The 25,096-nt window shown below is 63.8% G+C and carries 25 protein-coding genes and 1 tRNA gene; 14 read left to right on the forward strand and 12 right to left on the reverse strand.

The annotated features are described in order from the left end of the window. Nucleotides 1–3: 3 nt before the first annotated feature. Nucleotides 4–1,809 carry a thiamine pyrophosphate-dependent enzyme gene (locus tag HN018_RS18850; protein ID WP_171835084.1) on the reverse strand — a complete coding sequence of 602 codons (1,806 nt, stop codon included), beginning with the start codon at nucleotides 1,807–1,809 and terminating at the stop codon, nucleotides 4–6. Between the two features lie 89 nt (nucleotides 1,810–1,898). Between HN018_RS18850 and HN018_RS18855 the strand changes: the two genes are divergently transcribed. The 5 genes from HN018_RS18855 (at nucleotide 1,899) to HN018_RS18875 (ending at nucleotide 4,951) form a co-directional block, all read left to right on the forward strand. Next, a complete protein-coding gene (locus HN018_RS18855) occupies nucleotides 1,899–2,279 on the forward strand; it encodes a tyrosine-type recombinase/integrase (protein ID WP_171835083.1) in 381 nt (126 codons plus the stop codon). Continuing rightward, nucleotides 2,177–2,614, forward strand: a complete 438-nt coding sequence (locus HN018_RS18860; RefSeq protein ID WP_171835082.1) for a site-specific integrase — start codon at nucleotides 2,177–2,179, stop codon at nucleotides 2,612–2,614. Before HN018_RS18855 ends, HN018_RS18860 begins: the two co-directional genes overlap by 103 nt. A 45-nt stretch (nucleotides 2,615–2,659) precedes the next feature. Next, complete coding sequence (locus tag HN018_RS18865) at nucleotides 2,660–3,694, forward strand: IS630 family transposase (RefSeq protein WP_172443494.1); 1,035 nt, start codon at nucleotides 2,660–2,662, stop codon at nucleotides 3,692–3,694. A gap of 184 nt (nucleotides 3,695–3,878) precedes the next feature. Then, nucleotides 3,879–4,262, forward strand: a complete 384-nt coding sequence (locus HN018_RS18870) for a hypothetical protein (protein ID WP_171835768.1) — start codon at nucleotides 3,879–3,881, stop codon at nucleotides 4,260–4,262. 257 nt (nucleotides 4,263–4,519) lie between these two features. Further along, nucleotides 4,520–4,951, forward strand: coding sequence for a hypothetical protein (locus tag HN018_RS18875; protein WP_171835769.1), 432 nt, complete (start codon nucleotides 4,520–4,522; stop codon nucleotides 4,949–4,951). Nucleotides 4,952–5,040: 89 nt separating this feature from the next. On the opposite strand, the gene HN018_RS18880 is transcribed toward HN018_RS18875, so the two are convergent. The 3 genes from HN018_RS18880 to HN018_RS18890 form a co-directional block, all read right to left on the reverse strand. Next, a complete protein-coding gene (locus HN018_RS18880; RefSeq protein ID WP_171835770.1) occupies nucleotides 5,041–5,589 on the reverse strand; it encodes a recombinase family protein in 549 nt (182 codons plus the stop codon). Between the two features lie 1,794 nt (nucleotides 5,590–7,383). Beyond that, nucleotides 7,384–7,460: transfer RNA gene (locus tag HN018_RS18885), tRNA-Arg, on the reverse strand. 58 nt (nucleotides 7,461–7,518) lie between these two features. After that, entirely contained in the window at nucleotides 7,519–8,655 is a 1,137-nt protein-coding gene (locus tag HN018_RS18890; RefSeq protein ID WP_239478826.1) for an alpha/beta fold hydrolase, read from the reverse strand. 52 nt (nucleotides 8,656–8,707) lie between these two features. Here HN018_RS18890 and HN018_RS18895 point away from each other — a divergent pair, with 52 nt between their 5' ends. The 8 genes from HN018_RS18895 (at nucleotide 8,708) to HN018_RS18930 (ending at nucleotide 18,170) form a co-directional block, all read left to right on the forward strand. Beyond that, entirely contained in the window at nucleotides 8,708–8,929 is a 222-nt protein-coding gene (locus tag HN018_RS18895; protein ID WP_171835771.1) for a zinc-finger domain-containing protein, read from the forward strand. Between the two features lie 116 nt (nucleotides 8,930–9,045). Continuing rightward, nucleotides 9,046–11,817 carry a DNA polymerase I gene (gene polA, locus HN018_RS18900; protein ID WP_171835847.1) on the forward strand — a complete coding sequence of 924 codons (2,772 nt, stop codon included), beginning with the start codon at nucleotides 9,046–9,048 and terminating at the stop codon, nucleotides 11,815–11,817. Then, nucleotides 11,814–12,431 (forward strand): SCO family protein, encoded by a 618-nt coding sequence (locus HN018_RS18905; protein ID WP_171835772.1) that lies wholly within the window; start codon nucleotides 11,814–11,816, stop codon nucleotides 12,429–12,431. Before polA ends, HN018_RS18905 begins: the two co-directional genes overlap by 4 nt. A 4-nt stretch (nucleotides 12,432–12,435) precedes the next feature. Next, nucleotides 12,436–14,166 (forward strand): ABC transporter substrate-binding protein, encoded by a 1,731-nt coding sequence (locus HN018_RS18910; RefSeq protein ID WP_239478828.1) that lies wholly within the window; start codon nucleotides 12,436–12,438, stop codon nucleotides 14,164–14,166. Between the two features lie 74 nt (nucleotides 14,167–14,240). Next, entirely contained in the window at nucleotides 14,241–15,182 is a 942-nt protein-coding gene (locus tag HN018_RS18915; RefSeq protein WP_171835849.1) for an ABC transporter permease, read from the forward strand. Beyond that, the gene (locus HN018_RS18920) at nucleotides 15,183–16,157 is read left to right on the forward strand and encodes an ABC transporter permease (protein ID WP_171835773.1); all 975 of its coding nucleotides are present in this window, start codon (nucleotides 15,183–15,185) and stop codon (nucleotides 16,155–16,157) included. Then, nucleotides 16,147–17,190 (forward strand): ABC transporter ATP-binding protein, encoded by a 1,044-nt coding sequence (locus HN018_RS18925; RefSeq protein ID WP_171835850.1) that lies wholly within the window; start codon nucleotides 16,147–16,149, stop codon nucleotides 17,188–17,190. Before HN018_RS18920 ends, HN018_RS18925 begins: the two co-directional genes overlap by 11 nt. Further along, the gene (locus HN018_RS18930) at nucleotides 17,187–18,170 is read left to right on the forward strand and encodes an ABC transporter ATP-binding protein (RefSeq protein WP_171835774.1); all 984 of its coding nucleotides are present in this window, start codon (nucleotides 17,187–17,189) and stop codon (nucleotides 18,168–18,170) included. Before HN018_RS18925 ends, HN018_RS18930 begins: the two co-directional genes overlap by 4 nt. Before the next feature lie 2 nt (nucleotides 18,171–18,172). Here HN018_RS18930 and HN018_RS18935 read toward each other — a convergent pair whose 3' ends face one another. Then, nucleotides 18,173–18,655, reverse strand: a complete 483-nt coding sequence (locus HN018_RS18935) for a YaiI/YqxD family protein (RefSeq protein WP_171835775.1) — start codon at nucleotides 18,653–18,655, stop codon at nucleotides 18,173–18,175. Nucleotides 18,656–19,022: 367 nt separating this feature from the next. Between HN018_RS18935 and HN018_RS18940 the strand changes: the two genes are divergently transcribed. Further along, nucleotides 19,023–19,631: a hypothetical protein gene (locus HN018_RS18940; RefSeq protein ID WP_171835776.1), complete on the forward strand. Its 609-nt coding sequence runs from the start codon at nucleotides 19,023–19,025 to the stop codon at nucleotides 19,629–19,631. A gap of 270 nt (nucleotides 19,632–19,901) precedes the next feature. On the opposite strand, the gene HN018_RS18945 is transcribed toward HN018_RS18940, so the two are convergent. The 7 genes from HN018_RS18945 to zwf are packed head-to-tail and all read right to left on the reverse strand — an operon-like array spanning nucleotide 19,902 to nucleotide 24,976. Further along, on the reverse strand, nucleotides 19,902–20,402 hold the full coding sequence (locus tag HN018_RS18945) for a gluconokinase (protein WP_171835777.1): 501 nt from the start codon (nucleotides 20,400–20,402) through the stop codon (nucleotides 19,902–19,904). Continuing rightward, complete coding sequence (gene rpiA, locus HN018_RS18950; RefSeq protein ID WP_338034026.1) at nucleotides 20,399–20,887, reverse strand: ribose 5-phosphate isomerase A; 489 nt, start codon at nucleotides 20,885–20,887, stop codon at nucleotides 20,399–20,401. Before rpiA ends, HN018_RS18945 begins: the two co-directional genes overlap by 4 nt. Next, on the reverse strand, nucleotides 20,806–21,108 hold the full coding sequence (locus HN018_RS29235) for a hypothetical protein (RefSeq protein ID WP_338033994.1): 303 nt from the start codon (nucleotides 21,106–21,108) through the stop codon (nucleotides 20,806–20,808). Before HN018_RS29235 ends, rpiA begins: the two co-directional genes overlap by 82 nt. After that, nucleotides 21,101–21,844, reverse strand: a complete 744-nt coding sequence (gene pgl, locus HN018_RS18955) for a 6-phosphogluconolactonase (RefSeq protein ID WP_171835778.1) — start codon at nucleotides 21,842–21,844, stop codon at nucleotides 21,101–21,103. Before pgl ends, HN018_RS29235 begins: the two co-directional genes overlap by 8 nt. Beyond that, on the reverse strand, nucleotides 21,841–22,659 hold the full coding sequence (locus HN018_RS18960) for a Cof-type HAD-IIB family hydrolase (RefSeq protein WP_171835779.1): 819 nt from the start codon (nucleotides 22,657–22,659) through the stop codon (nucleotides 21,841–21,843). Before HN018_RS18960 ends, pgl begins: the two co-directional genes overlap by 4 nt. Next, on the reverse strand, nucleotides 22,659–23,516 hold the full coding sequence (locus tag HN018_RS18965; RefSeq protein ID WP_239478832.1) for a Cof-type HAD-IIB family hydrolase: 858 nt from the start codon (nucleotides 23,514–23,516) through the stop codon (nucleotides 22,659–22,661). Before HN018_RS18965 ends, HN018_RS18960 begins: the two co-directional genes overlap by 1 nt. Continuing rightward, entirely contained in the window at nucleotides 23,513–24,976 is a 1,464-nt protein-coding gene (zwf, locus tag HN018_RS18970; RefSeq protein WP_239479343.1) for a glucose-6-phosphate dehydrogenase, read from the reverse strand. Before zwf ends, HN018_RS18965 begins: the two co-directional genes overlap by 4 nt. Between the last annotated feature and the right edge of the window lie 120 nt (nucleotides 24,977–25,096).

The following is a 25,096-nucleotide window of genomic DNA, read 5'->3' on the forward strand; positions in this document are numbered from 1 at the left end:
TCGTCAGACGCGCAGATCCATCGGCGCGACCGCCGGCTCCTGCGCATCCACCAGCGCGTCGATCACCACCGGCCCCGGCGTTGACAGGGCCCGGCGGATCGCAGGTCTGATGTCCGCCACGGTCGCACAACTGACGCCGGTGGCACCGACCGCCCGGGCATAGGCCGCGAAATCGATATGTCCCAGTTCGCAGCCATAGGTGGGATTGCCCATGTCGCCCTGCTCGAACATCACCTCGGCCAAAGCATCGTTGTTGAGCACGAGGATCTTCAAGTCCAGCCGGTGCAGCACCGCCGTCGACAGTTCGGCCATCAGCATGGCCAGGCCACCATCGCCGACCACGGCGATCGACATCCGGTCCGGATGCACGAACGCGCCGGCGATCGCCAGCGGCAGGCCGGACGCCATCGACACCAGGGTACCGGACCCGGCCCAGCCCTGACCGGCACGGATCGTGATGTGCCGTGCGGCGAACTGCGTGTTGCAGCCGCAATCCAGGCTGAACAGCGCCCGGTCCGGCGCCAGGTCGCTCAGCGCCCGCACGACCGTCTGCGGCCGCAGGCGGGGTCGCGTCTGGGTGGCCTCGACCTTTCGCAGCAGTGCGTTCCAGTCCCGCATCCGCGATTGCGCGTCCGCGAGGAAGCGCCGGTCCGTCTGGCGCCGAAGCAGCGGCTGCAATTGTGCCAGCGTCGCCTGCATGTCGCCGACGAGCCCGATCTCGACCGGGTGCCGCAACCCGATGCGGTCGTTCAACCGATCGACCTGCACTCCGCGCGCCTGGCCGGGCTTGGGATAGTAATCCGTCCACGGCATCGTCGAGCCCAGGATCAGCACCGTGTCGCACGCCTGCATCGCCTCGAACGACGGACGCGTGCCGAGATGGCCGATCCCACCGGTGGTGAGCGGATGCTCGTCCGGCAGCAGCGCCTTGGCCAGATACGCCTTGGCGACCGGGGCACCCAGCGTATCGGCCAGGAGTTCCACCTCCGGCCGCGCCGAGAGACATCCCTGCCCGGCCAGGATCGCGACGCGCCGGCCGGCATTCAGGATCTCCGCCGCGGCCTGCAACTGGTCCGGCGACGGGGCGCTGTCCGGGCGCACCCAGCGCGACGCCAGCCTGCTGCGCGCCGGATCGACCGAGGGTCTATCCGCGCCGAGCCGCAAGGACTGGACGTCCTTGGCGATGGTCAGATGCGCGACGCCACGGTCGCCCAGCGCGGCGCGGCAGGCGCGATCGACCACGTGCAGTGCGTGCGCCGGTCCGCTGATCCGTTCGTTGAACAGCGCCGCGTCGGCCATCAGCCGCACGGTGTCGACGCTCTGGGGATAGCGCATCCCCTCCATGTCATGGAACGTCGAGCCGGTGATCGCCACCACCGGCGATCCGTCCAGCTTGGCGTCGAACAGCCCGTTCAGCAGGTGGATGGCGCCTGGCCCGGTGGTGGCGCAGCACACGCCGAGCCGGCCGCCATGCTTGGCAATGCCGGACGCCATGAACGCCGCCGCTTCCTCGTGACGCACACCGATGAACGCGATCTCGTCGCGACGTCGGCGCAATGCCTCGATGAGCGGATTGATGCCGTCCCCGACGATGCCGAACGCGTGGGTCGCACCCCAGGCGATGAGGATATCGACGACGATCTCGACCGTGCTCGGGTCGGGCGCTGTGCTCTTCGGCGCTTTCGATGCGCCGTCGGGTGTCGCGGCCAGGGCTGGAACAGCGGCGGCGGCGGCGGCGACGCTGGTCAACCCCGCCAGCCGGAACAGTCGCCGGCGGTCTAGACCAGGTGGGCGCAATTGATCGGTCATGATGCTCTAGAAACTCGGCAGATCAAGGAGGTAACCCTTCGGATCAGGATGCATCTTTGATTCTCTCGAGATCGTGTCCGCGAGGCCATATGGAGAAGGTGTTGGATTTTGCGGCGGTGGACGATCCGACCCTACCGACCAACCCGGCTCGCTCTGCTGTCATCGCGCTCAAGCTTGGCACGCAGAATGCCACCGTTCGTCATCACCCGGCCGTGCCCTGCCGTCGCCTGCCTGAGTTCGTGCAATCTCTACGTGAAAGAGACGCGTCAGCAACGGCTCAAGCTCTCGAATTTGTGATACTGACGGCTGGGCGTCTGTCCGAAGTGCGCAAGGTGACTTGGCACGAAATCGACATGGACACGGCTACATGGACGGTGCCGGCGTCACGGATGAAGATGAAGCGGGAGCATCGGGTGCCGCTATCAGAAAGGCGATGGAGATACTACCGAGCCGCCCCGCGCCCCCTGTAGGCAGCGACAGCGACGTCTTCGCCGGTCAGAAGGCCAACACTGCCCTCATGGCGCTTGATATGCTGCTGCGGCGCTTCGATCCGATCTGGAAAGACCGGCATGGCGATCCGATCACGGTCCACGGCTTCCGGTCCACGTTCCGCGACTGGTGCGCCGAGGCAAAGGGCACGCCGCGTGAACTGGCAGAGACGGCCCTTGCCCACAGGGTTGCGGGTGTGGAGGGTGCCTACCAGCGCGGCGACATGTTCATGAAGCGCCGGCTGTTGATGGAGGACTGGGCCGTCTATGCCGCCAGCGCGCTGCCGAAGATCATTACTCACAAGTCGGTGACATAGGCTACAATCCCTTGTACTAGTATCTGCCATTTGATACGGTCAGGCATGAAGAGAGATGGCCGAACTTTTGATCATGGGACGCTGGAAGCCATACGGCTGATGGCAGTTGAACGCGTTCGCGACGGTGAACGGCCGTCCTCTGTCGTAGCGTCGTATGGCTTCTGCCGGACCACGATCTACAAATGGCTCAGAGCAGCGTCAACGCCTGAACTGGGAGATGAGGCGCTGCATTCGACAAAGTCTCTGGGCCCGCCGCGCAGTCTGACGCCAAGTCAGGAGCAGCAGGTGTTCCTTTGGGTCAATGGGAAAGATCCTCGTCAGTATGGTCTGGATTTCGGTCTTTGGACGCGCTCCATGATCTCCGCTTTGATCGAGGAGAAGTTCGGCATCAAAATTGGCTTGACGGCAGTCGGCACCCTACTGGCGAGGCTGGAGCTCACGCCGCAGAAGCCGTTGCAGAGGGCTTATCAACGCGACCCTGAAGCCATCCAGACGTGGCAGCGTGATACGTTTCCTTCTATTGCCAGTAGAGCAAAAAGCGAGGGCGGCGAGATCTACTTCTGGGACGAATCGGGGTTCCGTGCCGATACGGTGCATGGGAAGACCTGGGGCAAGAAGGGACAAACACCGGTTGTCGAGCGCCCGGGTCAACGGCAGTCGATCAGCGCGGCATCAGCCGTCAACGCTCGCGGTGCGTTCTGGTATTGCACCTACCAGGGCGGCCTCAACGCGGAGCTGTTTATCGTCCTACTGAAGATGATGATGCGTAACCGCCGCAAGCCCGTTCATCTCGTAGTCGATGGTCTTCCAGCCCACAAGACAAAGCTCGTGAACGCCTACATCCAATCAACCAACGGGATGCTGACGCTTCACTTTCTTCCCGGCTACGCTCCCGATCTTAACCCGGACGAGCTCGTGTGGAGCCACATCAAGCGTACCGGTGTAGCCAGAACACCATTGCGGAAGGGCGATAGCTTGGGCGAGAAGATCGAGGGTCAGCTTGCCAAACTCAAACGTATGCCCAAGCTGGTGCGCTCATTCTTCAGAGTGGAAAGTGTAGCTTATATCACCGACTGCTGAGTAATGCAAGAGCTAGCTGGGCCAAGCTTGGGCATGTGCTGCCGTGAAGCGGCTTAATAGACGACCAATATACTCATGTTCACGGGCCAACCTGTAAACATGCGTATATTATTAATAGCATCCAGAGGCCAGCAAGCCGCTCAAGAGGTGAGTCATCTGCAGGCCAAGCGTATGGAGATAAAGAATGCAGCCTATTAACTCAACAGATTCCACGACCGCACTTCTAATTCCATGCCCCCCGGACAAGTTCGGGGAATTCATCGCTGGACTGCTTGGGAAGCCTCATGTTTTGTCCAAAGAGTTTCAAGGCCACTTCGAAATCGGTGTTGATGAAGTCTTAGAGTTTCACCATTTGATCGAGCAGCGAATTGCTGACCAAAATTTTGCTAGTCTGATCGAATGCGTGCTGACGACTACTTACGCTGACCGGTCTTCAGTCGAAGTGCGATCGATTGACCAGTTCCGCGCCTACGCAGAAACTCGTTCGCTGATACCTGTTCATATTGCTATTACGTGGATTTACCTTTTTAGTTTCACGGGAAGACAGTTCCCGAAAAACAGCAGATAGATGTAGGAATCTCTACCTCATTTGATAATTTACCAGAGCCTGAAGCGGCCGAAGCATATCTCGCACGCTCGTACCGTAACATACGGCTAAAGCTGGGAGATCAAACGGGACTCGTGACCATACGGATAAGTCATACTAGCCGGTCCTGGGGGCTTGATATTCTCAATCTCTTAAGCACATGCACAGAAAAGGTTCTGCAAAATGATAGCAAGACCATACGCGGTCTTATAAGATACTATGGCGCAAGAATTGGGGTTTTGAGCTTCGTACCGAGCTTCACGGTGTTTTTAACCGTAGGAGTTTCTGTTTTAAACAACCTTCAGAAACCATTGATTTCCCAATATCAGAGTCTTCACAGCGGACAGACTGTTGATGAAGCTGACATACGAGCACGGGTAGATTTCATATTTAATAGCTTAAATACCCTACATTCAACAATCTTATCCACCGCAACTATTCTTTACGTCATCTTGTCTATCATCCTTTCCATTCTTACATCCGTTGGGATTGCCAGCCTAACTGATATCAAAACTCCGAGCTTCATTCTTTTTACGGACAAGGCCAAGATTGCACGCGACAATAAACAAAAGAGTCTGAAACTTGACACGATTGTTTTTTTCGCGACCTTCGCAGTCAATGTTGTTGCTGGTGTTATTGCCGGTGTCATTTTCGCCAGATTTTGGTCCTAGCGTGTTTAGGTAATCTTACCTGGATTCGCCGAGAAGGCGGTAGACGTTGATAATCCTAGGTTTGGCGGCGGCATAGGGAGCAACGCTGATTAAGCCCGCGCCAGTAGGTTCCGAACTGCCGTAGCGGTCCAGGCACCGCCGCGTGCGGTCATAATGCCTGTGACTGTTAGATCAGCCGCAATGGCACGTAGCGGCAGGGCGCGCCCGCGCACCTCTATAACGATGGGAAGCAGGCTGGCAGCGAACGCATCGGCCTTTCTGACCGGCGCATCCTGACCCATAGCCATAACCTCTGCCCTCATCGGCGGAACTTCACCCTTCCTGCGACCGACATACACGCCCCTAGCCTTCACCGCTGCCAGGGCGGCTTTCGTGCGTGCGCTGATCGCCTCGCGCTCGTGCTGCGCAACCAGAGCCATGATGCCGATAATGAAGCTGTTGGCGTTCGGCATGTCGCAAGCCACGAAGGCTATGCCGGTATCCCGCAAGGTCATCAGGAAGGCGCCGTTGCGGCTCAACCGGTCCAGCTTGGCGATAAGCCGGGTCGCGCCGGTCAGCTTGGCTAAGGCCATGACGAACAACGCACATTCCACTGTATTATTTGTCAGGCCAACTTTTCCATTCCGCCCGGCATCCAACGGGATGCTGTGTTCTGATCCATGCCGGGCCGAACGCCGCCGTCAGTACAGCAAGGATGAATATGCCAAGGCAAAGGCACGATCCAGTGCCAAACGCGCCGCCTTTTTCGCGCTTTCTGCCGCTGGCCTTGCCACCATCGACCTGCACATAACGCCGCCGAGTGACGCGGGCCGATAGCGAGCTATGCGTCTAGGACGCGACTAGGCTAACCATGCCATGCAATCCGCGCATACCGCCGCTTGCCGATTCCGGCCCGGCCCGGCCTTGCTGGCGGTTGATCTAGCCAACCCCTAGCTGTCGCCCGCGTCTGTCTCGAACCGCCGCCAAGACCGCCTATGCTTGGTTTCTGGCAGCGTCCGATGGCCACCGCCGCCCTTCTTTCGGGAGTTCCTAAGCCTTATGCTCTCGCCTTCTGCGCTAAGCATCAGGCACCCTAATGTTGCAAAGGCTAGATCAAAAAGGGATGACCTTGAACTAATTTTAGGGAAGCAGTCCCAGCTTGTTTCGAAACCGGTCCAACATGATCCTGTATTTTAACGAGCGTCCAACTGGAGTTTCATCAACATGAACGTGAGACTCAATGCACAAAAACAGGACGCAGTCTGTAAACTGCATGAGGTAAAGCAGCGCTTTCGATCTTGGAGATGAAAGATGGAGGTGCATGACGCCATGACGGCTGAGTAGGATGTCTGCCCTTGTGCTCGCCCGATAGTACCGATCGAGGGCACGGCCAGCAAGAATACGTGTTCGAATGTCATCTACAGCAAGCAGATCAGCGTCTGACGCATGGTTTGTGATGTTGTGCTTCAGCATATCGTCAAAGTAGACCCGTTTAGATCGTGCCTGGACGTAAGCTAAATGAAGAACCGCCCCAGGATCGGGAAGGCCCTTTGTTGTAACCTGATTAATGGGTGCTGCTGGATTAGGATCGCAGCCTTCTAAATCAGCCACGCTTTCCTTGCCTGAGCATAGAGACGAACTCAAATGAACTCATCTCCGATGCATCGACCCACTTAGCCCGGCGTGCAACAGCATTCTTTGAAATAAGAAGGATCTTTTTCCCAACGAGGGTGTGCGTTCGGCCCCGCGTCTGTCTTGAGACGTTGGACGGAGTTACCTTCTTTTCTAACTGGCGACGGACAGGAGGTTGCTCCGTGCGACTACCCTGGGAAGGGCTCTCGCAGACGTGGTAGTAGTTCATAATGTGTCCCATGCACCAGATATGGTGTTACGGTCACGAGCAACAATCGCAACGCTCGTAAGCTAACGCGACACATGTAAGAAAAGCTATCACCAATGGTAGCAGTGATAAGCTCACCATATCAATTGGTTGCGTAGACTATCAACAGCTTAGCCAATGTATCAATAATAGCGCGTTCCGTTATAAATTCGTTAATCTCGTGATGTGCAATGAGGTGACTATCAGATGTACCGCTGGCTGCTGATCATTGGTTCACACCTGCTGCCTTTGAAGGCGGCACGCTGAAAGCTCTTGCACCGTCCCTGTAGCACATCCATTGCCAGTTAATCCGCCGCTTTTTTATCGGTTGCGGCCTGCTACAACATGCCGAGGATTCGGTAAGTGATGCTCGCCTGGCGTTCCGGTAGCTGCTTATCAACCGAGCTTGTGAGACGGCAGCACCGGCAGAAGGCACACTGCAAACGTGCAAGCGAACCGCACGCGCACAGTCTTTATAAATTTTCGTTGTAAAAGGCAGCTTCCGCCAGTTTGTGCCTGGCTTTGTGCCTAGCAGCCGCAATGACACTGTAACTTATTGATATTATTGACGTAGTGGCGGACCCGAAAGGATTCGAACCTTCGGCCTTCGCCTTCGGAGGGCGACGCTCTATCCAGCTGAGCTACGGGTCCCGCGCAGGCTGCATAGCCTGAAGCGCTGCCGAATGCCAGTCCGAAACCGGGACCCCAGTCAGGGCGTCCCTGCACCCGCCAGCCCGTCCAAATTGCCGGGGAGATAGGCCGGGACCGCCCCCGCCCAGCCCTGGCCGGCCACCCAGCCGGCGGCCGCGATGTCGCCGCCGGACGGCAGCGGCAGGTCGGGGGTCATGATCCAGGACACGACATCGTCGATCACCGCCATCCGGGTCAGGTCGCGCATCAACAAATGATAGCCGGCGGGATAGACGCTTCGGCGCACGTCCGGCGGCAGCATCGTCCAGGTGGCGGCCATCGAACGGGCCGGCACCAGCTGGTCACGCCCGCCATAGGCGATCAACACACGGCCCCGCATTCGCGACGCGGCGTCCTGCGCCCGGCTCATCAAATTCACCAGGCCGCGCAGCGTCGCGGTCCGGGTGGTCCGCACCGTCAGCGGGTCGTAGGCCAGCCGGTACAGGGCGGCCCGGTTGTCGCTGGCCATGATCTTCAGCGGCAGCTCCCGCCCGGTCAGCTCCCAGTCGGGCGCCAGGGTCGCGGCGGCCCACAGCGAGGCCGTCATGACCGGGTTCATCTGGTTGCGGCTCCACACCGCCGGCGCCAGCAGGATCGTGCCGGCGACCGGCGGCGCGTCCGGTCGGGCGGCCAGGCACATCAGCACGGCACCGCCCATGCTCTCGCCCATCAGGTAGAGCGGCACGCCCGGATGCCGTGCCGCCACCAGCCGGGTAAGTTCGGCCGCATCCGACACCAGCCGGCCGGTGCCGGGCCAGTGGCCACGCATCGGCGCCGCCCCGAACCCACGCTGGTCCGGCGCATAGACGGTGATCCCGCGTGCCGCCAGCACCGGCGCCGGCAACTCCCAGGCGTCGCGGCTGTCGTTGAAGCCGTGCAGCGCCAGGATGATGGCCCTGGGCGCGCCCATGCCGGTCGCCGGCCAGACCCGGGCAGGCAGACGGGCCCCGTCCGACAGGGTGAACACCATATCGGCCGGCACCAGCCTGCGATCGGCTTCATGCGCGCCAGGCGGACGGTGCGCTGGCGCGTCCAGCCGGAGTGGTACCGCCGCGGTGCAGCCGCCGAGCCAGGCCAGCATTGCCGAACCCAGCATCGCCCGGCGACGGATCGCGCGGATCAGGGGGCGTGGACCGGCAGAGGTTTCAAAGCGCACCCGTCCTGCGTATCATCGCGATATTCCCCAGGCCAAACTTCGAGGCGACACGATGCCGTTCGGCGCAGCCACTCCTACCCCGCAACTCGGGCCCGCCGCTATCGAGACCATCGTCGTCAGCAGCCGCGTGCTCGCCTGCGACGGCGACGCCGGTCCGCTCGGCCATCCGCGCGTCTGGTTGCGCATCGTCGAGCGCCAGACCTTCTGTCCCTATTGCTCGCGTGTGTACGTGCTAGCGGCGGGCGCCGGCGAAGGCGACGATGCCGGGCATTGACCGTGCCGCCAGACCACCCGTCCCCTGACCTGCTCACGCCGGATACGCCGCTGAGCGATCCCGACGATCCGGTCGCCGGGTCCGGCCCGGTCGACACCGACGCTCCCTGGGCCGGCATCCACCTGGTGCTGGTGGACGGTTCCGGCTTCATCTTCCGCGCATTCCACGCCCTGCCGCCGATGAACCGGTCGGACGGCACGCCGGTGAATGCGGTGTACGGCTTCACCAACATGGTAGCGCGGTTCCTGCGCGACCATGTCGGCACCCATCTCGCGGTCATCTTCGATGCCGGGCGCCTCACCTTCCGCAACGAGATGTACGACCAGTACAAGGCGCAGCGGCCCGATCCGCCGCCGGAGCTGATCCCGCAATTCGCCCTGGTGCGCGAAGCGACGGCGGCGTTCGGCATCCCGTCGATCGAGCTTGCCGGGTGGGAAGCCGACGACCTGATCGCCGCCTACGCCTGCAAGGTGGCGGCAGGCGGCGGGCGCTGCACCATCGTCTCGTCGGACAAGGACCTGATGCAGCTGATCCGGCCGGGCATCGACATGCTCGACCCGATCAAGCAGAAGCCGATCGGCGAGGACGAGGTGCGCGAGCGCTTCGGCGTCGGCCCGGACAAGGTGATCGAGGTCCAGGCGCTGATGGGCGACAGCGTCGACAACGTGCCCGGCGTACCCGGGATCGGGCCGAAGATCGCCAGCACGCTGGTGCTGGAATACGGCGATCTCGACGGCATCTATCGCGCCATCCCGACCATGAAGCCGTCCAAGCGCCGCGATGCGCTGGTGGCGCACGAGGCCGCCGCCCGCCTGTCGCGCGAGCTGGTGATCCTGCGCCACGATGCACCGCTGCCGCTGCCGATCGAGCAGCTCGCCTTCACCGCGCCGGACAGTATCCGCCTCGGCACCTGGCTCGGGGAGATGGGCTTCAAGTCGATCGCCCAGCGCCTGTCGATCGAGGCATTGTCGCCGGCACCCAGGCCGCGGCCGGCCCCCGTCGCACCCGCCGGCGCCGAACCGACCGCCGACGAGTTGATCCCGCGTCACGATGCGCCGTTCAGCGACTACGACACCGTCACCGATCTGACCGTACTGGCCGGCTGGGTCGCCGAGGCCCGTGCGGCCGGCTTGTGCGCGGTCGATACCGAGACGAACGGGCTGGACCCGCTGCGGGCCGACATGGTCGGCTTCTCGCTGGCGACGAAACCGGGACGCGCCTGCTACGTGCCGCTGCTGCACGAGGGCGATCTCGAGCATCCGGTCGGGCAGCAGCTCGATACCGCCGCCGCGATGGCGGTGATGGCGCCGCTGCTGACCGATCCCGGCGTGCTCAAGATCTTCCAGAACGCCAAGTTCGACATACTGGTGCTGGAACGGGCCGCCAGGGGCATCATCACCGGGCCGATCACGCCGATCGACGACACCATGCTGATCTCCTACGCGCAGGCCGCCGGCGCGCACGGGCATGGCATGGACGAGCTCGCCTCGCGCTTCCTCGGTCACACCCCGATCACCTACGACCAGGCTACCGGGACCGGGCGCAACCGCATTCCATTCGCGCGGGTAAACCTGAAATCGGCTACCGACTATGCCGCCGAGGATGCGGACGTCACGTTGCGGCTCTGGCACATCCTGCATCCGCAGCTGCGCACCAACCAGTCGCTGTCGCTGTACGAGCAGATGGAGCGTCCGCTGATCCGGGTGCTGGCGACCATGGAGGCCGCCGGCATCAAGGTCGACGAGGTCGAGCTCAGGCGCATGTCGGCGGATTTCGCCGCCCGCATGGCGGTGATGGAAACCGACATCCACGCGATGGCCGGCCGCAGCTTCAATCTCGGCTCGCCCAAGCAGCTCGGCGAGATCCTGTTCGACGAGATGAAGCTCCCGGGTGGCAAGCGCATGAAGACCGGCGCCTGGGGAACGGACTCCGCCGCCCTGCAGGCTCTCGCCGAGCAGGGCAGCGACCTGCCGGCCCGCATCCTGGAATGGCGCCAGCTCGCCAAGCTGAAATCGACCTATGCCGACGCGCTGGTGACGCAGATCAACCCGGAGACCAAGCGGGTCCATACCTCGTTCCAGATGGCGATCACCTCGACCGGCCGGCTGTCGTCGAACGAGCCCAACCTGCAGAACATCCCGATCCGTACCGAGGAAGGCGGCCGCATCCGGCGCGCGTTCGTGGCAGCGCCCGGCCACGTGCTGGTCTCCGCCGACTACTCGCAGATCGAGCTGCGGCTTCTGGCGCATGTCGCCAACATCCCGGCGCTGCGCGAGGCGTTCGCGGAAGGCCAGGACATCCATGCCCGCACCGCGTCCGAGGTGTTCAACGTTCCGATGGAAGGCATGGACCCGCTGACAAGGCGGCGCGCCAAGGCGATCAATTTCGGCATCATCTACGGTATTTCCGCGTTCGGGCTGGCACGCCAGCTGGCGATCTCGCCGGGTGAGGCGCGCACCTACATCGACGCCTATTTCGCGCGCTATCCGGGCATACGCGACTATATGGAGTCCACCCGCGACGAGGCCCGCGCCAACGGCTACGTGTTGACCCCGTTCGGACGGCGCTGCTGGGTCCAGGGCATCGCGGACAAGAACCCGGCGCGGCGCGGCTACGCCGAACGTCAGGCCAGCAACGCGCCGCTGCAGGGCGGGGCCGCCGACATCATCAAGCGCGCCATGGTGCGGCTGCCGGCGATCATGAACCGGGACGGTATCCAGGCGCGGATGCTGCTGCAGGTGCATGACGAGTTGTTGTTCGAGGCGCCGGAAGCCGAGGCGGATGCGCTCGCGGCAATGGTCCGCACCGTGATGGAGGGCGCTGCCACCCTCTCGGTGCCGCTGGTGGTCGAGACCGGGATCGGCCGTAGCTGGGCGGAGGCGCATTGAGGATCATCCGCCTCCTCATCCCGATCCTGCTGGTCGTGGTGGTGATCGTGCAGGTGGCAGTCGGGCTCAACTGGTTCGGGCTCGGCGCGCCGGATCCGCGGCTCGCGACCAAGCCGCTCGGCGAGGCACAGATCGATATCGGGGGGCCGTTCACCCTGACCGCGGCGGATGGCCGCACCGTTACCGACCGCACCTTCCTCGGCAAATGGGTGCTGATCTATTTCGGCTACACCAACTGTCCCGACACTTGCCCGACCGCGCTGAACGACATCGGGAATGCGCTCGACATGCTGGGCGCCGAAAGCGGCAAGGTGGCTCCGCTGTTCATCACCATCGATCCCACGCGCGACACGCCGGCGGTCATGGCGGCCTACACGGCGAAATTCGACAAGCGCATCATCGGCCTGACCGGCACCACGGCACAGATCGAGCAGGTGAAGCAGGCTTTCCACGTATATGCCTCGCCGGCACCACACGACGAGCATGGAAAGATGGTCATGGATCACAGCTCGGTCATCGTGATCATGAACCCGCAAGGCACGTTCGTGGACGCGCTGAACGGCAACGCCAATCCGGAAATCATCGCCGCCAGGCTGCGAACACTGGTCCAGTGACACGATGATGGGACGTCTCTTCCGGCGATCGATTTTGTCGAGCCTGGCACTGCTGCTCGCCGCGGCGGCGCCGGTACCGGCGGACCAGACACCGGCCGATGCGCCGCCGCTGATCGCGCCAGGAGGCCAGACCCTCGGCAGTCCACATCGCGGCGGCACGCTTCGCCTCACCGCGGATGCAGGTGCCGGCACCGCCGACCCGCAGGTCAACTACAACTCGGAAATGATCACGCTCGGCGTGGTGGTGTATGACGGGCTGACCGCGTTCGCCAAGCGTCCGGGAGAGGCCAGCAACATTCCGGTTGCCGATCTCGCCGAGGCACTCCCCGAGCCGCAGGATGGGGGCCTTACATATGTGTTCCACCTGCGCCCGGGCATCCGGTTTTCCAGCGGGCGCGAGGTCGGTGTGCGCGACGTGGTCGCCTCGTTCCAGCGCATCTTCAAGGTGAACTCGCCGACCGCGGGCGGCTTCTATGGCGGCATCGTCGGCGCTGACGCGTGCCTGAAGGACGGGCCGAACTGCACGCTGGCCGGCGGCGTGGTCGGCAACGAGGCCGACCGCACCATCACCTTCCACCTGACCCATCCGGACGCCGAGTTCTTCGACAAGCTCTCGTTTCCGCACGCCTACGTGCTGCCGGCGGACACGCCCGCGCACGATCTCGGCAACAATGCGCCACCGGGCACCGGCCCCTATCGCATCGTGAGCTACGACCCGAACCATGGCATGACGGTCGAACGCAACCCGTATTTCAAGGTATGGGCGCCCGAGGCACAACCGGACGGCTACGCCGACCACATCGTCTACAGCTACGGCCTGACCGACGAGGCCGAGGTTACCGCCACCGAGAATGGCAACTTCGATTACATGTACGACAACGTGCCGCTCGATCGCTACGGCGAGCTCGGCGACCGTTTCCCGGACCAGGTGCATATCAACGACATCTTCGGCATGTTCTACCTGATCATGAACGTGAACCTGCCGCCGTTTAACAACATCAAGGTCCGGCAGGCGGTCAACTACGCCGTCAACCGGCGCGCCATGCAGACCTTCTACGGCGGCCCGGCGGCAGGCAGCGTGTTGTGCCAGAACATTCCGTCCGGCCTGTCCGGCTACGAACCCTACTGCCCCTACACCAAGGGCGCCGACTTCGCGCATCCCGCCACCGAGTGGAAGGCGCCGGACCTGGCGCGGGCGAAACAGCTCGTCGCGGAAAGCGGCACCAAGGGCATGCATGTCACGCTGGTGGTGCCGAACCGCGCCGTCGAGATCGCCATGGGCACCACCCTGCAGAACATGCTGCGGTCCCTCGGCTACGATGCGGACGTGAAGGCGATCGCGTTCGCGATCCAGTTCACCTACATCCAGAACACCAACAACAAGGTGCAGATCAGCCTGTCCGATTGGTATGCGGATTATGCCGAACCATCGGATTTCCTGACCGCCCTGTATGGCTGCGAGAACTTCCATCCGGGGTCCGATTCGTCGGTGAACATCTCCGGTTATTGCAGCAAGCCGGTCCAGGCTTTGTTCGACCAGGCCGCCCTGGTCTCGGTGACCGACAAGAAGGCGGGCGCCGCTCTCTGGGCCAAGGCCGATCGGATGATGCTGCAGGACGCACCGGCCGCACCGCTGATCAAGATGAAAAAGATCGATCTGGTCTCGAAACGGCTTGGGAATTTCTACAACACCAATCTCTACCACATGCTGTTCTCCCAGGTCTGGGTCCAGTGAGCACGACCGTCTCGTCCCGCAGCGCCGTTCGTGTGCGAGGCCCCTGGGAAATCGCCGGCCGCGCACTGCTGCGCATGCCGAGTGCGGTCATCGCCGCCGGGGTGCTGGTGCTGCTGGTCGCCGCCAGTCTCGCGGCGCCGCTCTATGCGAGCCGTGTCGCCCATACCGAGCCGTTCGTGTCCGATGTCGCCGCCACGGTCACCCTGCACGGCGAGGAGATTCCCGTCATGCAGCCGAACAACAACCGGCTGCATCTCGGCCTCACCCCGATCGGCCCCACCTGGCACGCGGATGCCGACCTGCTCGGTGCCGACAGCCAGGGTCGCGACGTGGCCGCGCGGCTGCTGTACGGCGGCCGCAACTCGCTGCTGATCTCGAGCTGTGCCGCGATCCTGTGCATCGTCATGGCGGCGGTGGTCGGCATCTGCGCCGGGTTCTTCGGCGGCATCGTCGACATGCTGCTGTCGCGGCTGATGGACATCATGTGGGCGATCCCGGTCTATCTGTTCGCGATCTCGCTCTCGATCGTCACCGTCAGCCAGGGGCTGCAGCTCGGGCCGTTCGTGATCCGGTCGGACAACCTGATCCTGCCGATCGCCATCATCGCGCTGGTGTATGTGCCCTACGCCGCCCGCCCGATCCGCGGCCGCGTTATGTCGCTGCGCCAGGCCGAGTTCGTGCTGGCGGCCCGCTGCCTCGGCGTGTCGCGCACACGCATCCTGATGCGCGACATCCTGCCGAACGTCAGCACCACGCTGATCGTGCTGGCGCCGCTGGTGATGGCGCTGGCACTGCTGGCCGAGAGCGCGCTGTCGTTCCTGTCGATCGGCGTGCAGGCGCCGGCGGCAAGCTGGGGCACCATCATCGAGGACGGCCAGGGCCTGATCTACACCAGGCCGATGGTCGCGATCGCGCCGGGCCTGGCCATCGTCGTCACCGTGCTCGCGCTCAACATCCTCGGCGACGGGCTGCGCGACGCGCTCGATGTCAAGGAAACCAGCCGGCGGCGCACGTAGATGCTGACCGCCCTGGTGAAGCGCCTCGGCCAGACGGTGCTGGTGCTGTTCGGCATCAGCGTGCTGGTGTTCCTGGTGTTCTTTGCCACACCCGGCGCCGACCCGTCCGCGCGGATCGCCGGTCGCAACGCCAGCCAGGAAACCCTGGCGGCGGTGCGTCACCAGTACGGGTTCGATCGTCCGCTACCGGTCCAGTACGTCAAGCTGATGGGCCGGCTTTTCATCACCTGCGACCTCACCTCGTTCGTCGATCACGGCGAGGAGGTGGTGCCGGAGGTGATGCGTGCGGCTCCCGTCACCATTTCGCTGGTCGCGGGCGCCGCGGTCATCTGGATCGTGGTGTCGATCGCCATGGGCACGATCGCCACCGCGATGCGCGGCACGTTCGTCGATCGCGGGCTGATGATGCTGGGGCTGGTCGGGATATCGATGCCGGTGTTCTGGCTCGGCGAGGTCACCAACCTGATCACCCAGAGCCGCTACCACGATACCTGGATGTTCTCCTGGGTGCCCGGGCTCGGCTACGTGCCGCTGTCCGACGATCCGATCGGCTGGTTCCGCCACCTGATCATTCCGTGGTGCGTGCTGGCGGTGCTGTTCATCGGCATTTATGGCCGCGTGCTCCGGGCCGACCTGGTCGCCGCGTACGGCGAGGATTTCATGCGTACCGCCCGCGCCAAGGGCCTCACCGAAACCCGCGTGCTGCTGCGGCACGGGCTGCGCACCTCGCTGATCACGTTCGTATCGCTGTTCGGGCTGGATTTCGCCCAGCTGGTCGGCGGCGGCGCGCTGCTGACCGAGGTGGTGTTCGGGCTGCAGGGGGTCGGGCGGCTGACCTACCAGGGGCTGATCAATCTCGACCTGCCGCTGATCATGGCGACCGTGATGTATTCGGCGATCTTCGTGGTGCTCGCCAACGCGGTTGTGGACCTGGTGTATCTCCTGCTCGACCCGAGGGTGCGTGATGGACGCTGAGTATCGCGGCGGCGACCCGTTGCTCGAGGTACGCGACCTCACCATCACCCTGCCGGCCGGACGCGGAAAAACCGTGCGGATCATCGAGAACATCTCGTTCGCACTGGGTGCCCGCGAGATCATGGGGATGGTCGGCGAATCCGGCTCGGGCAAGAGCATGACCGCGCTGGCGATCATGGGCCTGATCGACGCACCCGGCGCATCGATCACCGGCTCGGCGCGCTTCCGCGGCCGCGAGTTGATCGGGCTCGGACGACGCGAGATGCGGGCGCTGCGCGGGGCCGAGATCGCGATGATCTTCCAGGATCCGATGACCGCGCTCACCCCGGTCTACACGATCGGCTGGCAGATCGACGAGCAGCTCCGCGCCCACAAGCGCCTGAGCCGCGCCGGCGCCCGTGCGCGCACCGTCGAACTGCTGGGCGACATGGGCGTGCCCGACCCGGAACGTGCCGCCGATCGTTATCCGCACCAGCTTTCGGGCGGCCTGCGCCAGCGCGCGATGATCGCCATGGCGCTGTCCTGCAATCCGTCGCTGCTGATCGCCGACGAGCCCACTACCGCGCTCGACGTGACCGTGCAGGCCCAGATCCTCGACCTGTTGCGACGGCTGCGGAGCGATTTCGGCTCTTCGATCCTGCTGATCACCCACGACATGGGCGTGGTGGCCGAGACCTGCGACCGGACCATGGTCCTGTATGCCGGCAACGTCGCCGAACGCGGACCCACCGGCGCGCTGTTCACCCGGCCCGGCCATCCCTACACCGCCGGCCTGCTCGACAGCATTCCGCCCCTGCATGGCGAACGACCGAAGCGCCTGCCCTCGATCCTGGGCGCGCCGCCGAACCCGGCGCAGCGGCCGGACGGCTGCCCGTTCCTGCCCCGCTGCAGCCATGGCCACGATACCTGCGAGACGCGGCCGGCCCTGGTCACGGTCGGGGAACAGGACGTGGCCTGCGTGCTGCCACTGGAAGGCCGGCCGTTGCCGCCGCGGATCCAGCCGGCGTTCGCGCCCACGGTGTTCCCGGCATGAGTGCCACGGCCCCGCTGATCGAGACGAAGCACCTGTCGAAGCATTACCAGGTCGGCAGCGCGTTGCGCGGCAAGCAGACATTGCGGGCAGTGGACGACGTCTCTCTTGCGGTCCGGCCGGGCGAGACGCTCGGGCTGGTTGGCGAGTCCGGTTGCGGCAAGTCCACGCTCGGCCGCTGCCTACTGCGCCTTACCGACATCACCGACGGCGCGATCGAGTTCGAGGGACGCGACATTACCCGCGCTCGCGAGACCACGCTCCGGCCGATGCGGCCACGCATGCAGATGGTGTTCCAGGACAGCTATGCGTCGCTGAACCCGCGCCGGCGCGTGGGCGACCTGATCGCCGAGCCGCTACGCGTGCATCGCGGTCCGAACGGCCGGCGCACCCGGTCCGAGATCAGTGACCGGCTGCACGAGTTGACTAACCTGGTCGGACTGCCGGCGTCGGCGCTCGAGCGCTATCCGCACGAGTTCTCCGGCGGCCAGCGCCAGCGCATCAACATCGCCCGCGCCCTGGCATTGTCGCCGCGACTGGTGGTGGCCGACGAGCCGGTCTCGGCGCTGGACGTCTCGATCCAGGCGCAGATCGTCAACCTGTTCATGGATCTGCAGGACCGGCTCGGGCTGACCTACGTGTTCATCGCCCACGATCTCAGCGTGGTGCGCCAGATCGCGACGCGGGTGGCGGTGATGTATCTCGGCTCGGTGGTCGAGCTCGGCGACGCCGACACGGTGCTGCACAGCCCGGCGCATCCCTATACCGCGGCGCTGATCTCCGCCGTCCCGGAGCCGGTGGTCGGGCTGGCGTCACGCCGCACGCTGCTGACCGGCGACGTGCCGAGCCCGATCTCGCCGCCGCCCGGTTGCCGGTTCCACACGCGCTGCCCGATCGCGCAGCCGCGCTGCCGCACCGACGTGCCGGCATTGCGCGATCTCGGCGACGGGCGCCAGGCCGCCTGCCATTTTCCGCTGAACTGAACTCAGCCGGACGTGAACCCGGCCTTGCGCAGACGGGCGACGGCGGTATCCAGCGCACCCAGGAACGCCGAGCGGTCTTTCTGCGAGAACGGTTTCGGACCGCCGGTCATCTGCCCGGCCGACCGCAGATCGTCCATCAGGTTACGCGTCGCCAGCGTCATGCCGATCGAGTCAGTGTCGAAGCGCCGGCCGGTGGGACCGATCACTTCGGCACCGGTCTTCACGCAGCGCGACGCCAGCGGCACGTCGGCGGTGATGACGATATCGCCGCGTTCGGCGCGTTCGGCGATCCAGTCATCCGCCACGTCCGGCCCGGCCTCCACCACCACCCGCTCGATCAGCAGCGACATCGGCGCCGCGATCAGGCTGTTGGACACCACGAATACATGCAGCCGGTACCGATCGGCAACACGGTAGATCTCCGCCTTGACCGGGCAGGCATCGGCATCGATGAAAATTCGGATGGGGCGGACGGAAGTGCTCATGCGCGACCGGTAACGCAGCCGGGCTTCCAAGGGAACCGCTTCGGTCAGTGGCGAGCACCGCGTGGAAACCGAATGCCGACTATTCCAACCTAACCTGCATCCTGGAAGGCAGGATCGATGCTGATTTTATCGGACAACCGGCCGGACACCGCCCGGTGACACGGTCGCGTCACGATCGGGCTTCGACAGGAACCGGCTTTGCCACACCGTTGACGACACCGATAACGGGTCGCAGAACCATCGTGTCAACGCTGACCTGCGCGACAACGCGGCGGGTCGGGCGCAAAGGTGTCTGGTCGATATCCCGACGGAATGCTAAACTTGTTCGATATGGTATCGTTCCGATCAACAGAGGGTTATCTCAGCGTTGAACAACACCGACCTTTCGCCGTCGCTCCAGGAAGAGATGATCCGGCAAACGCATGCGGTCGGGGGGCTGACTTTGTATACCGCGCCGATCCGGCTTCACAACGAGGTTGGTGCTTATCTCTACCGGTCCATGCCGTTGGAAGAGGCAAGGATATGGTTCACGGCCGGGTTCTTCAACCAGCCGAACAACTCCACCTCTTGGTCAACTGACTGGGAGTATTCAAGAAGCTACCTTATTGGTGCGAAATGTGAGAAGAAGAAGAACTTCCGTGTTCAGTTGGAGGTTCCCGCCCATGATGTACTGAACCGCCTGCAAGCTATCGGTGCGATGCCGAAGTATGAAAGCACGCCTACTGGCGAGGAAGCTGCAACCTGGGGAACCGGCAGGACGGAAATCGGGCGAAAAGCTAATAACGAACAGAATGCTGGTCTGCATAGCCTCTACCTTCAGAGACAAGCCGACCTCATGGATACGAGCCTCCAGAACCTTTCGAAAAAGAATGCCTTGAGCACTAAGAACGCTAAGGAAGTACAGAACGCCCTTTTCAGGACGATGTTCAAGGACAAGGTGCCTCTGGCACGTGTTGTCGCACGTCTGGTTGGCTAGCTCGCAGGACAGAACTGTCAGACTACAGGATCGGGTACCCTCGGGTAGGTCTTGCCTAGGTTCGCCATTGTCGGCACGCAACACCGGCCATTGCGTCCCCGCATCGGCCTGATCAGGACGATGCGGGGACGCAATGCAGCCCGCTCCAGCAACACCGCCGAGTGTATCGGCTGACCAGATCGAGCTGCCGGTTGGCAGCCCTCTGCGGGTCGGGCCTGGCTGCGCTGCGCCAAGTGGTTGTGGCGCTAAGCAGATGCTTGGACTGCCGATCTACAACCGCTCGAGAACGGCCTGGAGCGTCGCCTCGACGGTGTCGTGTGCCACGACCGTCAGCGCCTGCTCGTCCGGACCGGGCTCTTCCAGCGTGCCGAGCTGGGTCGGCAACAGGCTGCTCGGCATGTAGTGGTGCGAACGATGGGCGAGCCGGTCCTTCAGCACGGCTTCCGGCACCTTGAGATACAGGAACCAGACGTCGGGCAGGCCTTGCGACAGGGTTTCGCGGTAGCTGCGCTTCAGGGCCGAGCACGTCAGCAGCCCGCCCTCGCCGGCATCGTGCCTGGCGCGTATCCAGGCAGCGCAGGTCACCAGCCATGGCGCCCGATCGGCATCGTCGAGCGGGATACCGGCGCTCATCTTGTCGACATTGGCCTTCGGATGAAGCTCGTCGCCCTCCTGGAACGGCCAGCCAAGCTGGTCGTGCAGTCCGAGTGCCACACTCGACTTGCCGCTGCCCGACACGCCCATGATCACCAGGATACGTTTCTGCGTCATGAAACCTCGTAGCGGACGACGCCGCCCTGTCCGGCGACGAGTGCCAGCGATGAACGACCGATGAACAGCCCGCACTCGAACACGCCGACGATCGCGCGGATCGCCTGCTCGGTGGCGGCGGGATCCTCGATCGGTCCCAATGCACAATCGAGGATCATGTTGCCGCCGTCGGTCACGAACAACTGGCCCTGCGCGCTCCGCCGCGGGGTCACGCGCGCACCGAGTTGTCCGAGCTGATGTGCCGCCGACTCCCAGCCGAACGGCGAAACTTCGACGGGCACCGGCGTATGCTCGCCGAGCCGGTGCACCATCTTCCGGTCGTCGGCAACCACGACCATGCGCTTTGCCGCAGCGACGACGATCTTCTCGCGCAGCAGGGCGCCGCCGAGCCCCTTGATCAGGTTCAGCGTGCCGTGCTCGATCTCGTCGGCACCGTCGATGGCCAGGTCGATGACCGGATGCGTGCCGAAGGTGACGATCTCGATCCCGAGCGCCCGGGCCCGCGCTTCGCTTCGCTTCGCGCCGAGCTGGGGATCCCGACGAAGCGGAGCCCCTGCTTCACCCGCTCGCCCAGGCTGTCGATCACCCGGTCCGCGGTGGAACCGGTGCCGAGTCCGACCACCATGCCATCCTCGACCAGGGCAGCAGCCTCGTCGCCGACCTGACGCTTGAGGGCAGCCTCGGCCTCGCTCTCCGGATCAGCCATTCGAGACCGTGCCGGCGGCGGCCTTGTCGAGCATCCAGATCAGCTCGCCATCCGTCGTGATATGGGTCGACGGCAAATCCGTGTCGCCACCGCGAACCGCCTTGACCACATCCGCCTTGCCGGCACCGGCGACCAGGAACACCACGAAGCGGCTGCTGGCGATGGCGGGATAGGTAAGGCTCAGCCGGGTGTGCGGCGCGTCGTCCGGAACGCAGGTGCCGACCCAGGCCTGGGTCTCCTGCAGGATGTCCGTGCGGGGGAACAGCGACGCCGTATGGCCGTTCTCGCCCAGGCCAAGCAGCACTACGTCGAACAGCGGACGGCCCGATTCCAACGTCACGGCGCCATACTGGGTATGCAGTTCGCGCTGATAGCGTGCAGCCGCATCCGCCGGATCGCCGTCGGTCGGCATCCGGTGCACGTTCGCCGATGGCACCGGCACCTTGGACAACAGCGCGAGATTGGTCATGTGGTAGTTGCTGGACTCATCCCCGGGCGGCACGAAACGTTCATCGCCGAAGAACAGCTGCACACGATCCCACGGAAACCGCGACGCATAGGCGGAACTGGCCAGGATCTCGTAGAGCCGCTTCGGTGTCGATCCGCCCGAGAGCGCGATGACGAACGGCCCCTGCTTCGCCACTGCCTGTGCGGTCAGGAAGTCCGCGGCAGCGACCGCCACCGCTTCCGCGTCGGCCAGGATCTCGACCCGGCCGTTGCATGCATCCTGGCTCAAGACGCCTCTCCCAGCACGTAACGCTCGATCGCCTTGGCGAAGCCCTCATCCTCAGCGGAGTCGCTGACATAGGTCGCCTGCGACTTCACCTCATCGCTCGCCTGGCCCATCGCGATCGACATGCCGCTCTTCTTGAACATCAGAACGTCGTTCGGCTGGTCGCCGAGCGTGGCGATCTCGGACGCCTTCACACCGAGCATCCGTTCCAGGCTTGTCACGACACCGCCCTTGTTCGCGTCGGGATGGGTGACGTCGAGATAGTAGGGCTGCGACCGCGCCGCGGAAGCGGTGTTGCCCAGTGCTTCCTGGGCGTCCTTCTCGACCTTCTTCATCAGCTCGAGATCGTCGCTGATGCCGACGATCTTGACGACACTATCGAGTGCGGCGCCGAAATCCTTCACGACCTTGGGCGGGAATTTCACCGTCCATTCCTCGCGCGAAACATGCGGCGCCTTGTTGTCGTGGACCAGCCAGTCCTCGCCGCTATAGACCCAGACATCGACCTTGTGATCGAGCAGGATCTGCACGGTCTTTTCGGCCGCATCCCTCGGCAGGGTCTTGGCCTCGATGATGGTGAGGTCCGGCTTCACGAACAGCCCGCCATTGAAGCCGGCGATCGGCTCGGTAATTCCGAGCGGGGCGATCAGCATGTTGGCACCCTTGGGCGGACGACCGCTGGTGATCGCGAACCGGATGCCGCGCCGGCGTAGTTCCTGCACCGCACGGATGGCGCGCTCGGTCAGCAGCTTGTCCTTGGTGACCAGCGTGCCGTCGACATCCGCCAGGACCAGGCTGATTTTCTGCAGGTCGGCCATTATGTCTCTCCCACCGCGCGCCCGGCTGCCCGGGGAAGGATCAGTGTTTCCACCGCTTCGGCCCAGCCATCCTGCTCGTTCGTACCGGTCAGGAAATGTGCCGAGGCAGCGACCTGTTCGGGAGCGTTGCCCATGGCGACCGACAGGGAAGCGGTGCTCAGCATCGAGATGTCGTTGTCCATGTCGCCGATGCAGGCCATCTCGGACGGATCGACCCCCAGCAGGGCCGCAAGCCGGTGCGCCGCGCGGCCCTTGTTGGCCAGCGGGTGGGTCACGTCGAGATACCAGGGAGACGAGCGACGCGAACTGACCCGGTCGCCGAGCATCGTCTGCAGCTCGATCTCCATGCGCTCGAGTAGCGGATAGTCGGTCGTGGCGCCCATGATCTTGCCGATCCGGTCGATATAGGGCTCGAACGAATCCACGACGGTCGGCTCGAACTGCACTGCCTTGCGCTCACGCGGAACATACGGCGCGGCGATGTCGCGGATCAGCCATTCCCGTCCGGTGAAGGCCCACGCATCGACATGATTGGTGGTCAGCGTCTCCACGGTCAGCCGTGCGACGTCGGCATCGAGCGACTGGGTTTCGAGAACCGTCCCGCCTGCGTCGACGATCTCGCCGCCGTTCAGGCCGGCCGACGGCGTATCGTTGCCGATCGCATGCATATACATCTGCATCCCGCGCACCGAACGGCTGCTCACCAGGCACAGCCTGACGCCTGCTTCACGCAGCTTCGCGATCGCGGCGAGGGTGGCCGGGGTGACTTCCTTATGGCCGTTGATCAGGGTCCCGTCGATATCGGACACCAGCAGGCTGATCCGCGACGAAGCCGGCGCGCGCGGGGGAATGATCATCCGTTCAACCTCAACCAGTGGCGCCCATCCCGGGCCAGCAACGCATCCGCGGCATCGGGGCCCGCCTTGCCGGCGGCATAGAATTGCAGCTTGCTCTGCGCGTTCCGGCCACCGTCTTTCCAGGCCTCGATCGCCGGCTGCACGACCTTCCAGCCGGCCTCGACGTTGTCGGCCCGCTGGAACAAGGTCGCATCGCCGATCAGGCAGTCGTAGATCAGCGTCTCGTAGCCGGTGCTGGGTCCTTCCTGGAACCAGTCCGCATAATCGAATTTCATCCGGACACCGCCGAGCTTCACGGTCGGCCCCGGCATCTTGGCCGAGAACTGCATGGTCACGCCCTCGGTCGGCTGGATCTGCAGCACCATGATGTTGGGCGTCAGCTTCTCGACCGGGGTTTCGCGGAACAATGCATACGGCGCCTGCTTGAAATGGATCGCGATCTCGGTCTTGCGCAGGGCCAGCCGCTTGCCGGTACGCACATAGAACGGCACGCCGGCCCAGCGCCAATTATCGATCGAGAGCTTCATCGCGATGAAGCTTTCCGCCTGCGAGTCTGGTGCGACATCCGGCTCGTCCCGGTATCCGGCAAGTGCCCGGCCGGCGATGCTACCGGCGGTATATTGCCCCCGCACGATGTCGTTGGCGGTAATGGGATGCACGGCCGCCAGCACCTTCGACTTCTCGTCCCGCACTGCATCGGCGTCGAACGAGATCGGCGCTTCCATGGCCACCATCGCCAGCAACTGCATGATGTGGTTCGGCACCATGTCCCGCAACGCGCCGGTCGTTTCATAGAAGCGCCCGCGCTTCTCGACACCGACCGTCTCGGCGGCGGTGATCTGGACATGGTCGATATTCTGGCGGTTCCAAAGTGGTTCGAAGAACCCGTTGGAGAACCGCAGAGCCAGGATATTCTGGACGGTTTCCTTACCGAGGTAATGATCGATCCGGTAGATCTGGCTTTCTTCGAGGGCGTTGCGCAACTGGGCATTCAACGCGCGTGCGGAGATCAGGTCGGAGCCGAACGGCTTCTCCACGACGACCCGCCTGAACCGGCTTTCGGTCTCTCGGGTCAATCCGGCCGCTTCGAGCTGCCCGACGATCGGGGCGAAGAACCGTGCTGCCACCGCCAGATAGAACACGCAGTTGCCGACGCCGCACAAGCTGGACAGCGTCTGGTAGGTCTGGCTGTCGTCGAAGCCGCCACGCAGGAAGGAAATGCGCTGGCTCAGCCATTCCCAGTCCGCTTCGTGCAGTTCGGACGCGCTGGAGCGGCGCTGCGCCACGAACTGGCGCATGGTTTCGCCGAGCTGGCTGCGCAGCGTCTCGGTATCGAGGTCCGACCAGTCCACGGCGATGATCGAGAAGCCCTCGTCGAGCAACTGCGACCCGACGAGATTGTAGATCGCCGGGATAAGCAGTCGGCGGGTCAGGTCGCCGCCGCCACCGAAGATCACCATGGTGCAGGGCGGGCTCCGGCGGGGCGCCGGATCCGCTTCCTCGGTATCGATCAGGTCGGACGCCGGTTCGATATCCGCGCGCGCGGAGTATTTGCCTTGCAGGCCGGGATGCAGATCGAC

Origin of the sequence: Lichenicola cladoniae, assembly GCF_013201075.1 — a bacterium.
GTDB lineage: Bacteria > Pseudomonadota > Alphaproteobacteria > Acetobacterales > Acetobacteraceae > Lichenicola > Lichenicola cladoniae.